Source organism: Flavobacterium sp. 40-81, from assembly GCF_001898245.1.
In the GTDB taxonomy this organism is placed as follows: Bacteria; Bacteroidota; Bacteroidia; order Flavobacteriales; family Flavobacteriaceae; genus Flavobacterium; species Flavobacterium inviolabile.
This window is the reverse complement of record NZ_MKTM01000040.1, coordinates 1-12,155: the sequence shown is the minus strand read 5'-3', so window position 1 is coordinate 12,155 and position 12,155 is coordinate 1. Positions and strand designations below refer to the sequence as shown.

Below are 12,155 nucleotides of genomic sequence, written 5' to 3'. Positions count from 1 at the left end.
TATTTTAAGCCTTATTTCAAATCGCTTCAAACAGTTTTCCGGGTAACGGCCGTACGGCACCTTTTAATTCCATCGTGATCAGCATTCCTGAAAGTTTATAAACCGGCATACCGCATTCCAGCGCAATACTGTCTAAAAGTGTCTTTCCGTTTTGCTGTAAAAAGTTGTATATCAAATGTTCGTCCGGTTCCAGGTTTACAAAAAGCTGTTTTTGTACGGGTGTTTTGGGTTTTGCGGTTACTTCCCAGTTGAGCAGGTAAATCAAATCGGCGGCCGATGTCAGCAAATTTGCCCGCTGTGTTTTAATGAGCCTGTTGCATCCGGAGCTGTAGCGGTCTGTTGTTCGTCCGGGAATTGCAAAAACATCCCTGTTATAATCGTTTGCCATCATGGCCGTAATCATAGAACCGCCTTTTTCTGCACTTTCAATTACAATGGTCGCTTCCGATATTCCGGCGACAATGCGGTTTCTTCTCACAAAATTTTCCCGATCCGGATTTGAGGAACTCCAGAACTCCGTGACAAAACCGCCGTTTTCCAGTACTGAAGCTGTATATTTCTGGTGTGCTTTCGGGTAGACCTGATTTAATCCATGGCCTAAAACAGCCACTGTCTGGAGATTGTTCTCAATGGCCGATAATTGTGCCGTGATATCCGTGCCATAGGCAAACCCGCTCACAATAACCGGGCATAATGGTGCTAAGTCTGTAATCAGTTTCCGGCAGCATTCCACTCCGTAACCCGAAATTTGCCGTGTCCCGACGATACTGATAATTTTGGATTGCTGCCAGTTGATCTTTCCGGACTGAAACAACAATACCGGACCATCCACGCAGTGCTGCAGGCGCTGCGGATATGCCTCTTCCTGATAATACATCACCCGGATGGCATTCTTTTCAATAAACTTCATTTCCGTTTCGGCCAGTTCAAATATCTTTTTGTCCTGCAATTTCCGGAAAACGATTTCCCCGATTCCGTCTATCGCCAGAAGTTCCTGTTTTTTCGCAGTAAATATTTCCCGGGCGGTGCAGCAATGCTGCAATAGTTTTTTAGCGAGTATATCCCCGACTCCTTCAACTTTTAAAAGTGCTAATGTGTAAAATAAATCCGATTCGTTCATGGCGTATAGTTTAAATAATAGCTAAAAGATACAGGATTACCTGCTAATTATCAACTTATTCGCTACTAAAAAGCATCCTCCTTTCTCCGGTTACGGAAACAAGGTTCCTGCAAAACTTTAAAAGAGGTTCAAACCCTTAAAAAAAGTAATAGATTCAATTTCAAGTGTTTACAACTATAACCGGAATTGTTAATAACATTTGTTGATAAAATTTGGGATTCGGTCTTGAATAATTAAATTTGTAGATATGAAGATAGAAAACTACATCTCGGCTTTGTTATATCGTTATCAATGCGTTACCGTTCCTGGGTTCGGTGCATTTTTAACCGCAATTCAATCGGCACAACTGAATGGAAGTACAAATACGTTCTATCCTCCTAAAAAGTTGGTGTCTTTTAATCCGCATTTAAAGAATAATGACGGACTGCTTGCTAATCATATCGCTTTACAGGAAAAAATTTCCTATGATGATGCCGTAATCGCGGTGCAGCATGAGGTAAACCTGTGGATTGAAAAATTACAGCGAAAAGAGTCTTTACAATTGCTGAATATTGGTGAAATTTCTGTGAATTCCGAATGGAACTGGGTTTTTGAACCGATTACTTCGGTGAACTATCTTGCCGATTCTTTCGGTTTGAGTTCAATAGTTTCTCCGGCAGTAAAAAGAGAAGTTTTAAAAGCACAGGTTGAAGCACTGGAAGAAAAAGCTCCGATTGTTTTCACACCGGAAAGAAAAAGAGATTATTCCTTCCTTAAATATGCCGCTATTTTTGTGGTATCAATGGGTGTTGGCGGAGCGGCTTACAAATCTTATTATGACCAGCAGATCACCAGCAAGAATGTTTTAGTGGCAAAAGCGGTTCAGGAAAAAGTACAGGATAAAATCCAACAGGCTACTTTTTTTATTGAAAGCCCTTTACCTCCTGTAACGTTAAACATTAAGGAAACCAAAACAAAAGTGGTTAAGCCTTACCATATCATGGCCGGTGCTTTTCGAAGTGAAGCCAATGCAGAGCGCATTTTCAAGGAACTGCAATCGTTAGGTTTTGAACCGGTTCGTCTGGAAAGAAACACTTTTGGATTGTATCCCGTTTTATACGGCAGTTTCACTTCTTATGCCGAAGCACAAACCAAACTGAAAGAAATTCATAAAAATCACAATAAAGAGGCCTGGGTACTTATCAAGGAGCTTTAAAATTATCAAATCCCGAAAAATTCGGGATTTTTTTATGCTTCTATTGCTATCTTTGCAAGAAAAAAAGATGCAAGAGAAATTCCCTTCAGATTCTATTACTATATTAACCGACCTTGTTTTACCGGGTGAGACAAATCCGCTAAACAATCTCTTTGGTGGTGAGTTATTAGCGCGTATGGATCGTGCTGCCAGTATCACAGCCAGAAGACATTCCAGAAGGGTATGCGTTACGGCTTCTGTTAATCACGTAGCTTTTAACCGTGCTATTCCTTTGGGAAGTGTTGTAACGGTTGAATCGAAGGTGTCCCGTACGTTTAAAACGTCTATGGAAATTTTTATTGACGTATGGATTGAAGACCGTGAATCCGGAATTAAAAACAAAGCAAACGAAGCTATTTATACTTTTGTAGCGGTAGACGAAACCGGACGTCCGGTGGAAGTTCCGGCTATTGTTCCGCAAACGGAAGAAGAGAAAAAACGTTTTGAAGCAGCGTTGAGAAGAAAGCAGTTGAGCCTGGTACTTGCCGGCAAAATGAAACCGCACGAAGCAACAGAATTAAAAGCTTTATTCATGCAGGAATAAGGTTTCCGTGAAATAAAAAAGCCACTAATAATTTAGTGGCTTTTTTATTGTAATTACATATTGGCTAACCAGCTCTGCGGGTTCAGCGTAGTTGTATTTTGTGAAATCAGGAATTTCAATACTGCTCTTCCGGAGGAATTGGTGTGTATCTCTCCGATACTTTGCTTAATCGATACTTTATCGCCTTTTCCAACAAAGACTTTACTTAAATTCAGGTAAACGGTCACATAATCACCATGCTGGATAAACACGGCACGGTTGTTTGCCGAAATAACCTGTACCTGTAATACTTCCCCGCCAAAAACCGCTCTGGCATTGGTTCCCGGTTCTGTACTGATTTCCACACCACTGTTGTGAACAATCAGGCTTTTATGGATTGGGTGCGGCTGGTCGCCAAAACCTAAGGAAACAAATCCTTTTTCTACCGGCCATGGCAATCTTCCTTTGTTGGCTCTGAAATTATCTGCCAATGCTTTTCCTTCCGGAGTCAGATAGAATTTTGTTGTGGATTCTGCGGCGGCAGTTGTTGCCGGTTCTGCTTTTTCCACTTTCTTACCGGCCGCTTTATTTCTGGCGGCTAAAGCTGCAGCAGCTTCTCTTGCTTTTCTGTTGGCTTCGGCAATGGCTTCACGGATTAAACGCTGAATCTGTCTGTCGATTGCTCTGGACTCTTCTTGTTTTTTCTTAATATCACCGGCTAATTTCTTTTTATCCTTCTGGATAACTTTCATTAATTTTTCCTGTTCGGATTTGTCTTCTTCCAGTGCTTTCTTCTCTTTTTCACTTTCTACCAGAAGTTTTTGTTTTACTTTTTTCTTCGATTCCAAAACAGTGGTCGCATCCTGCAATTGAAGCGATTTGTTTTTAATCTCAACGCCCTGCATTTTTCTAAAGCTGGCATATTGCTTCATATACTGAACGCGTTTGTATGCCTGCAGGAAATTTTCGGAAGAAAGTACAAACATAATACGGCTTTGCTCCGAACGGCTTTTATATGATTTTACAATCATCTTGGCATAGTCTTCTTTCAGAACCGTTAGCTCTCTTCCCAGTTTGTTTATCTCTAATTGTTTCAGATAAATATCATCCGTCAGCAATCGGGTTTGTTTTTGAGTGGTATTGATCAGTTTTTCACTCAGTTTGATTTTTGTTGTTTGCTGGGAAATTTGCACCAATACTGATTTCTCCTTCTTCTTTTCAGATTGAAGGAGTTGCTGTACTTCTCTTATTTCTTTTTGAATCTGTGCTTTTCTTTCTTCAAGCTGACGTTGTTTGTCTTCAGTTTGCGACCAGGAAGCAATTGACAGGAAAATAAAAAATAGGCTAAAGAGCTTTTTGTACATTGTTCTTTTTTTTGACAAAATTAATCAATAAATATTTGTTCGTATCCTTCCGGAATATTGTATGGAAAGCTTAGCTTTTCATCGAAGCTGATGGAATTATAATCGACTTCGATTCTGACATTTCCTTTCTGAAAAGCTTCAATAATCATGTTTAAAGGCAGCGTTGCCTTATCATAGGCTTTATAGGCCGGATAACTGACTTCCAGAGAGCGCATCGGATCTTTTTGTGAAATGACCTGGTCTTTTAATAAAAAGTTGGCCCCTTCAAACAAAAATTCTTTGGTGATGTTGGCATTCGCTTTGCTTTTCAGCTTATATTTTTCGTTTTCAATAGAAACGTTATAGTTTGTTTTCGTCAGGTCGTCCATTGCCTGGCCTAAAAGGATGTTCTGTACTTTCTTAAAATCCAGGTCGGTTCCCAGCCATCTGCTCAACATGGTATAATCGCCGTCAAAAAAACGGCCGTCTTTACTGTAATAGCTCACGCGCGTTGGCGTAATCAGGGCTTTCGCCAATGGAAAACCAAGAATACGGGCACTGACTAAAATAATCTCATCTTTTTTGATACGGATATCGCCATTAACCGAAAGGGATGTTTTATCATCCTTATAGCTTACGCTTGTTCTGATATTTGCCGTTTCAAAGTTGAACTTGTTACTGTAATGTCCCTGAATGATTTTTGAGGCTTCAATTTTTTCGGAAGCGCCCTGCTCTGCTACTGCAATTTGTTTTGACTTACAGGAAACTAAAAGTACCAGTCCGAAGAGGATTATTATTTTTTTCATTATTTTTTTTGTTTTAGCAATTGATTGGCTTTGATAAAATATGCTTCTTTTTTCTTTTCATCGCCTAAACCGTGGTAGGCTTCTCCAAGCTGAATGTTCATATTGATCTCCAAAGCCCTATCTTCTACTACAAAATCCATTCCTGACTGTAATAAATCGATGGCTTTTTTATAATTTTTTAGCTGATTTTGCGCCATCCCTGCAAAAAAGTACAATTTTGCATGCGTGGGAAACAAATCCAGATAGTTTAATGCTTTTTTACTGACTATATCATACTGCTCCCTTTCTGAGTAAGCCTGCAATAACAATTCTATCGTACTGATATCATCCTTTTTGTTTTCCAGACTTTTCTCGAAGAAGACAATGGCATCTTCGTTTTTCTTTTTCTCAAGGAAAAAGATTCCGATTTCTTTAGGCACATCCACATTCGGATCCCCTGTAAAATAATCGACTGCCTGCTGTAATTCTTTTTTATACGAATTTGTGTTGTTTGAAAAAATCAGGAATTCGTTCAGCACACGGTGTTTGATCTTGGCATCGATTTTTTTGCTTTTCAGCACCTGGAACATTGCATCGGCAGCTTTCTGCGGTTCTTTATTGTTCAGGTTGAATTTAAAAAGACTCACCTGCGCCCAATCGGAAGTAGGGATTGCTTTTTCCAGTTTTTTAGCCACTTCCAGCGCCTTCTCTTCCTGGTTGCTTTCCGAATACAGATAGATCAGTTGTATATAGTTGTTTTCGTCATTCGGATTTTTCTTAATCGCCTGTTCTAATGTTTCCTTTTCCGGTTTTTTGAATTTCGAATCGCTTAAAATTTGCAGTTTGTACATTTCCAACGTCGGGGTTAGTCCTGTAGTCACATCCATTTCGTTAATGAGTGCCAATGCTTTGTCAAATTGCTGCGTGTACATGTACAGCGACACCAGATCGTCCTGGAACTTTTTGTCGAATTCAATTAATTTTTCAACAACCGGTATGGAGCGGTTAAAGTCTTTTGTTTCATAGTACACATCATACAATCCGTTCCAATACCAACGTTCTTTCGGATTTAAGGTTATGGCTCTCTGAAATTCTTTTTCCGCTTCCGGATAGTTTTTTTGGAACAGGTAATTTTTCCCTAATTCATGATGAATAACCGGATTGTCCGGCTGGTTTTTCAGACATTTAAAAAGCGATTCGATCGCCTTATCATAATTTTCAATTCCTTTTTGCTTTAACGATTCATAGAAATTATTCTGAAATTCATCGTTTTCCAAAGCAATAGCATCAGGCTCCTGTTGTGCCACTGCAGGGAGCGGCACAGCCAAAAAGCCTAATAAGGTGAACGCTATGAACTGTCTTTTTATATTCATTTTATTCTAAAACGGAATAATCGCCTATACTGATCGCAGTAAACTTCCCATCGAATGCCGCATGATTTCCAATCATGGCATTGTCTAAGACTGCGTTTTTAATATGTGCATGGGTTTGTACCAGGCTGTTTTTGATGGTGCTGTCCGTAACATGTGTTCCGTTGCCCAAAGAAACGTTTGGTCCTACCGTAGCATTGCATAGCACAACATCATCACCAATAAAACAAGGCGGGATGATTGTTGCATTTTCTAATTTCACTTTTTCGGAAACCAGGTGTATGCCATCCTGATGTAAAAAATTCAGCATACGGGAGTTTGTTTCAACCGTTACATTTTTATTTCCGCAGTCCATCCACTCTTCCACTTTACCGGGAACAAATTTCATTCCTTTCAGCTTCATGTTTTCCAATCCGTCGGTAAGCTGGTATTCGCCTCCTTTTACAATGTTGTTATCTAGCAGGAACTGTAATTCGGATCTTAATGTTTCCCCGCTTTTAAAGTAGTAGATACCAATGATGGCCAAATCGGAAACAAATTCCTTCGGCTTTTCTACGAAGTCTACAATCTGGTTGTTGCCATCCAGTTGTACCACTCCAAAAGCACTCGGATCTTCTACCTGTTTTACCCAGATAACGCTGTCTGCTGTCGTGTCTAATGTAAAATCGGCTCTGAAAAGCGTATCGGCATAAGCCACTACAACCGGTCCCGACATACTTTCTTTAGCACACATAATTGCGTGAGCGGTTCCCAAAGGTTCGTGCTGATAATATATTGTTCCTTTTGCACCTAACTTTTCTGCAATAGCAATTAATTCGCCCGGTACTTTATCGCCAAAATCTTTGTGAATGATAAATGCTATTTCTTCAATTTCCTGATTGATTACTCCGGCAATATCTTCTACAAGACGGTGAACAATAGGTTTTCCTGCAATTGGAATTAACGGTTTCGGTACGGTTAAAGTATGTGGGCGAAGACGTGATCCGCGTCCTGCCATTGGGACAATTATTCTCATTGATTGTATTAATGTTTAAACAATGAATGTGTCTTGAAAGTGCACATTCGTTTTACTTTATAATTAGTAACGGCTTTTTTTAAATTATAGTCTATTTTACTCCTGTACTTCCGAAACCTCCTTCGCCACGGGCTGTTTCCGAAAGTTCAACCACTTCCTGCCATTCTGCTCTTTCATGTCTGGCAATTACCAGCTGTGCAATGCGCTCTCCGTTTTCAACAACAAATGGTTCGTTTGATAAATTTACTAAAATGACTCCTATTTCTCCTCTGTAATCGGCATCAACAGTACCCGGGCTGTTCAAAACCGTCACCCCTTTTTTAAATGCCAGTCCGCTTCTTGGTCGCACCTGTGCTTCAAATCCTATGGGTAATTCTATAAAAAGTCCGGTTTTTACCAGAGCTCTTTCCAAAGGCTGTAACGTGATTGGTGCTTCAATATTGGCTCTTAAGTCCATTCCTGCAGAGGCATTAGTTTCATATTCCGGTAATGCGTGTGCTGATTTGTTGATAATTTTTATTGTCATTATATAGTAATTTTCCTGAATCAGGATTGTATTTGAAACGATGTTTAAAAATAAAAAAAAATATGCAATTTATCTCTTTATCAGTCGGAGTATCGTCTGTTTTTCATTTCGATAAATAAAGTATCCGAAAATTAAGATCGCCAGTACACCAAAAATATAATTATGGAGACTTGGTACATAAAAAGATAGTCCTGCTAATAGTGTGGATACCGATAAGTATCCTATAATTCTTTTCTTATCGTAAGGAATCGGGTAATATTTGTTTCCCATAAAATACGAAATCGCCATCATGGTGCCATAGGCTGCCAGTGTTGCAATGGCCGATCCCATGTAGCTGTATACCGGAATTAACAGGTAATTCAGGACCAGTGTTACCACCGCTCCGACAATGGAAATATAAGCACCCACTTTTGTCCGGTCAATTAATTTATACCAAACGGAAAGGCTGGTATAGATTCCCAGGAAGAAGTTTGCTAAAATGATGAGCGGTACCACTTTCATGGCTTCCCAATAGGTACTGTTCGGTACCAGTATTACTTTTAAGATATCGGCAAAAACGACAACGCACAACAGGATCATCGATCCGAAAATCACAAAATATTTGGTAACCACGGCATAGGTTTGCGGTGCATCTTTTTTATCGGCATGATTAAAGAAGAACGGTTCGATTCCCAGCGTATAAGCCGTCCGGAAAAGTACCATGAACAATCCCAGTTTATAACAGGCCGAATAAGCGCCTACTTCTGCTTTCGCAATATTCTGCGGCAGCAATTTCCCTAAAAGGATCTTGTCAAAATGTTCATTGATTCCGAACGCCAGACCGGCAAAAAGTATCGGCAGTCCGTAGTTCATCATGTTTTTCCATAACGGTACATTGAAATGCCATTTTAGGCGGAAATAGTCCGGAAGGAATACTAACAGTGTTGCCAGACTGGCAATCAGGTTGGCAATAAAGATATAGCCCACCTGGTAGTCGTGAACATAAAAACTGCTTATGAATCCATCCGGGTCTGCTTTTGCGATTTTGGGAAGGAATACCAGGAAAAAGATATTTAATCCGACGTTAATCGTAACGTTGCAGATTTTTATAACGGCATATTTTATGGGCCTTTGAAAAGCCCGGAGTTTCGAAAACGGTATTACCACCAGAGCATCCAGAACCAATATCCATACGGCGTAGGTTACATATTGTGTTTCCACATCGGCCCATTCGGCCAGCGTACTTCGAAATAACAGTGCCATAGCCAGGAACAGCATGGAGGTCCAGAATAATGAAATCGTGGTTGTTTCGATCACACTTTTCTTATCTTCCTCTTTGTTATAGAACCGGAAAAAAGCGGTTTCCATTCCATAGGAAAGGATAACGTTAAAGAAAACCATCCAGGATAAAACGATGGTTACATTCCCGTAATCGCTCTTTGGCATTAAATCCGTGTGAAGCCTAACCAATAAAAAGCTAAGCATTCTTGGCAGCACGGTAGCCACTCCATAAATAAAAGTTTGTTTGAAAAGATTTTTATATAAACCCAAAATATTTGCTTTGACTAATGACGAACAAAAATAGTTAATTCTTTTCGTTTATTTATCGCAGCGTTTTGCATTGCTAACACTATTTGCATCAATTTATGATCCGAATTTATTTCTACACAGAAAAATCAGCTTTTAAGTATATTTGTCCAATATCTGATTTGAAATGAAAGAAAAATTACAGCTACTTTTTTGTTCTTTAATGACTTGCCTTACCTATTCACAGCAACAACCGGTAACCAAAAAAATCCCAACAACAATTTCGAAACACGGCATTACTTTTACCGACAATTACAGCTGGCTTGAAAAAATGCGGTCTGATGAAGTGACTAACTGGGTCGATGCTCAGAATAAAATTGTGTCCGATCATTTCAAAACACTAAATAACACCGATTCTATTGCTGCTGTTATCAAAGAATACGACACCAAAACAACATATAAAATCCCGGAGAGAAAAGGGAAATATTTTTTCTCGCTCTACAGAAAAGAAGCCCATAAATCCGGTTATCTTTTTTACCGGAAAGATCTGAATGAAAAATCTGTTGAACTTGTCAATCCAAATACTATTTACGAAGATAAAAATGTTGCGATAACAAACTATTACCCTTCCAAAAGCTCTAAACTTCTCGCCTACAAAATAAATATTGACGGCAGTGACCGGCACGAAATCCGGTTTGTGGATTTGGATAAAAGGACAGCCCTTACGGACGACATAAAAAATGTAAAATTCTCCAATGTTTCCTGGAATAAGGATAATGGTATTTTTTATAAAAAGAACAGCAATAAGGAGCAATTTGCAAAAGATTCTACCTACCAGCTTTTTTACCACAAAATCGGAACCCTGCAAGAAAATGACGATCTGGTTTTTGACAGTTCAAAATCGGAAAGTGATTTTGACTTTTTTACGTCAAAAGACAAACTGTTTATTATCGAAACAAGTAAGGATGAAACTTTAAAAAACTATTATTATGCAGAATTAAATTATGATGTTTTTCAGCCAAAAAAATTTATTGAAAACGATTCAACCGATTTTAAACTGCTATCCTCTGTAAATGACAGAATTTATTTTTCTTCAAAAAAATATAACTGGGGAGAGATCCGCTCATTCCCCATAGCGAACAGAAACGAAGAAACGGTTGTTGTACCGCAAATTTTCAATAACCTTCTGGTTAAATCATATTTTTATAATGATTACATCGTTTGCAGATACAAAACCACCGGGAAAAATTATTTTATCATCTATGATTATACCGGGAAATTCATCCGAAAAACAGACGCACCTAAAGGTATGGAGATTGATGTTACTGATTTTAACCCTAAAACCAAGGAACTATATTATGGTTTATACTCGTATATCCAGCCGTATCAGAATATAAAGCTAAATGTAGAAACAGGAACTGAAGAGCCATTTTATAGCGCCAGTAACCGCCCTAAGCCGACTCTTTTTCCCCTGAATCATTTTGAAATTATCACAACCACCTATAAAAGCAGGGATAATGTTGATATCCCCATTACCATTGTTGCTAAAAAAGGCATTCCGCTTGACGGAAATAATCCGACCTTATTAAAAGCCTATGGTGGTTTCGGAACAATATCTCCTTCATCCTATGATACCAGTTTGCTGTATTTTCTTGAAAAGGGTGGTGTATTTGCCTATGCTGAAATCAGAGGTGGCGGGGAAAAAGGGCTAAAATGGCATACCGATGGTAAAGGGCAGAAAAAGATAAATACGTTTAATGATTTTATTGATGCTGCCGAATACCTGATTAATAACAAATATACTTCACCAAACAGACTGGCCATAACCGGCGGATCGCAAGGCGGTTTATTGGTAGGTGTTGCCATGACCAAAAGACCTGAATTATTTAAAGTGGCCATACCTAATGTTGGCGTTTTTGACATGAATGAATTTAACAAATACACTGTTGGCAAATACCATTTAGATGAATATGGAGATCCAAATGTTTCGAGTGATTACAAAGCAATGATGGCCTATTCTCCTTATCATAATATTAAAGAAAATATAAACTATCCTATAACCCTGATCATTACATCTGAAAATGACGACAGGGTTCCGCCGTTTCAATCTTATAAATTTGCTGCATTATTACAAAACAGAGCTGCTCAAAAGAATCCTGTGTATATTAAAACACTTAAAAAGGCTGGTCATGCCGGTAAAAACTTTAACTATGATGACCAGATTGAAGAAAAATCAGCGCTATACAGTTTCCTTTTATACCATTTGAATAAATAAAAAAGGCGGTTCTTGTTTTAAGAACCGCCTTTTTTAGCTTCTTTAAAGACCCGAATCCGGGAATATATATTCTTTTATTATCGAAATGCAGCTGCTTTAATAAAGCAAACTAAACACTTATTTACAGCAAAACCGACCATTAAGCCATCCTTTTTAAGGATAAAAAGCCGGATCATTAAATGATCCGGCTTTTTTATGTGCGTTATTATAGACAATATCTTTTATAAAGGACAATTTATAGGTTATATAACCGGTTCATCTCACTTCTCACCTCTCACTTCTTTTCTCTTACTTCTTTTCTCTTACTTCTTTTCTCTTACTTCCTAAAAACAAAAAACCCTATCCGTTTGGATAGGGTTTTCAAAAGAAAGGCGGCGACATACTCTCCCACAGGATTGCAGTACCATCTGCGCAGGCGGGCTTAACTTCTCTGTTCGGAATGGGAAGAGGTGAGCCCC

The 12,155-nt window shown here is 38.9% G+C and carries 10 protein-coding genes and 1 rRNA gene; 3 read left to right on the top strand and 8 right to left on the bottom strand.

Features of this window, described 5'->3' with window-relative positions:
• Positions 1–16: 16 nt before the first annotated feature.
• The gene (gene dprA / locus BGO42_RS15425; protein WP_273244156.1) at positions 17–1,120 is read right to left on the bottom strand and encodes a DNA-processing protein DprA; all 1,104 of its coding nucleotides are present in this window, start codon (positions 1,118–1,120) and stop codon (positions 17–19) included.
• A gap of 247 nt (positions 1,121–1,367) precedes the next feature.
• On the opposite strand from dprA, the gene BGO42_RS15420 reads away from it, so the two are divergent.
• The gene (locus BGO42_RS15420) at positions 1,368–2,315 is read left to right on the top strand and encodes an HU domain-containing protein (RefSeq protein ID WP_273244154.1); all 948 of its coding nucleotides are present in this window, start codon (positions 1,368–1,370) and stop codon (positions 2,313–2,315) included.
• A 67-nt stretch (positions 2,316–2,382) separates the two neighbouring features.
• Complete coding sequence (locus BGO42_RS15415) at positions 2,383–2,898, top strand: acyl-CoA thioesterase (protein WP_177730805.1); 516 nt, start codon at positions 2,383–2,385, stop codon at positions 2,896–2,898.
• A 53-nt stretch (positions 2,899–2,951) separates the two neighbouring features.
• On the opposite strand, the gene BGO42_RS15410 is transcribed toward BGO42_RS15415, so the two are convergent.
• The 6 genes from BGO42_RS15410 to BGO42_RS15385 form a co-directional block, all read right to left on the bottom strand.
• Positions 2,952–4,241, bottom strand: coding sequence for a murein hydrolase activator EnvC family protein (locus BGO42_RS15410; RefSeq protein ID WP_177730807.1), 1,290 nt, complete (start codon positions 4,239–4,241; stop codon positions 2,952–2,954).
• 20 nt (positions 4,242–4,261) lie between these two features.
• Positions 4,262–5,026: a lipoprotein insertase outer membrane protein LolB1 gene (lolB1, locus tag BGO42_RS15405; RefSeq protein WP_177730809.1), complete on the bottom strand. Its 765-nt coding sequence runs from the start codon at positions 5,024–5,026 to the stop codon at positions 4,262–4,264.
• Positions 5,026–6,378, bottom strand: a complete 1,353-nt coding sequence (locus tag BGO42_RS15400) for a tetratricopeptide repeat protein (RefSeq protein ID WP_273244151.1) — start codon at positions 6,376–6,378, stop codon at positions 5,026–5,028. The genes lolB1 and BGO42_RS15400 overlap by 1 nt, the downstream gene beginning before the upstream one ends.
• Position 6,379: 1 nt before the next feature.
• Positions 6,380–7,390: a sugar phosphate nucleotidyltransferase gene (locus BGO42_RS15395; protein ID WP_273244149.1), complete on the bottom strand. Its 1,011-nt coding sequence runs from the start codon at positions 7,388–7,390 to the stop codon at positions 6,380–6,382.
• A gap of 91 nt (positions 7,391–7,481) precedes the next feature.
• Positions 7,482–7,916: a dUTP diphosphatase gene (gene dut / locus BGO42_RS15390; RefSeq protein WP_177730815.1), complete on the bottom strand. Its 435-nt coding sequence runs from the start codon at positions 7,914–7,916 to the stop codon at positions 7,482–7,484.
• Between the two features lie 69 nt (positions 7,917–7,985).
• Entirely contained in the window at positions 7,986–9,446 is a 1,461-nt protein-coding gene (locus tag BGO42_RS15385; protein WP_177730818.1) for a lipopolysaccharide biosynthesis protein, read from the bottom strand.
• Between the two features lie 163 nt (positions 9,447–9,609).
• Between BGO42_RS15385 and BGO42_RS15380 the strand changes: the two genes are divergently transcribed.
• Positions 9,610–11,697: a prolyl oligopeptidase family serine peptidase gene (locus tag BGO42_RS15380; protein WP_273244144.1), complete on the top strand. Its 2,088-nt coding sequence runs from the start codon at positions 9,610–9,612 to the stop codon at positions 11,695–11,697.
• A gap of 366 nt (positions 11,698–12,063) precedes the next feature.
• Here BGO42_RS15380 and rrf read toward each other — a convergent pair.
• A 5S ribosomal RNA gene (rrf, locus tag BGO42_RS15375) occupies positions 12,064–12,155 on the bottom strand; the annotation flags it as partial.

What these genes read in the sequence shown, in the direction of transcription:
- dprA (WP_273244156.1), bottom strand. Translation starts at nt 1,120, where the DNA reads ATGAACGAATCGGATTTATTTTACACATTAGCACTTTTAAAAGTTGAA.
- BGO42_RS15420 (WP_273244154.1), top strand. Translation starts at nt 1,368, where the DNA reads ATGAAGATAGAAAACTACATCTCGGCTTTGTTATATCGTTATCAATGC.
- BGO42_RS15415 (WP_177730805.1), top strand. Translation starts at nt 2,383, where the DNA reads ATGCAAGAGAAATTCCCTTCAGATTCTATTACTATATTAACCGACCTT.
- BGO42_RS15410 (WP_177730807.1), bottom strand. Translation starts at nt 4,241, where the DNA reads ATGTACAAAAAGCTCTTTAGCCTATTTTTTATTTTCCTGTCAATTGCT.
- lolB1 (WP_177730809.1), bottom strand. Translation starts at nt 5,026, where the DNA reads ATGAAAAAAATAATAATCCTCTTCGGACTGGTACTTTTAGTTTCCTGT.
- BGO42_RS15400 (WP_273244151.1), bottom strand. Translation starts at nt 6,378, where the DNA reads ATGAATATAAAAAGACAGTTCATAGCGTTCACCTTATTAGGCTTTTTG.
- BGO42_RS15395 (WP_273244149.1), bottom strand. Translation starts at nt 7,390, where the DNA reads ATGAGAATAATTGTCCCAATGGCAGGACGCGGATCACGTCTTCGCCCA.
- dut (WP_177730815.1), bottom strand. Translation starts at nt 7,916, where the DNA reads ATGACAATAAAAATTATCAACAAATCAGCACACGCATTACCGGAATAT.
- BGO42_RS15380 (WP_273244144.1), top strand. Translation starts at nt 9,610, where the DNA reads ATGAAAGAAAAATTACAGCTACTTTTTTGTTCTTTAATGACTTGCCTT.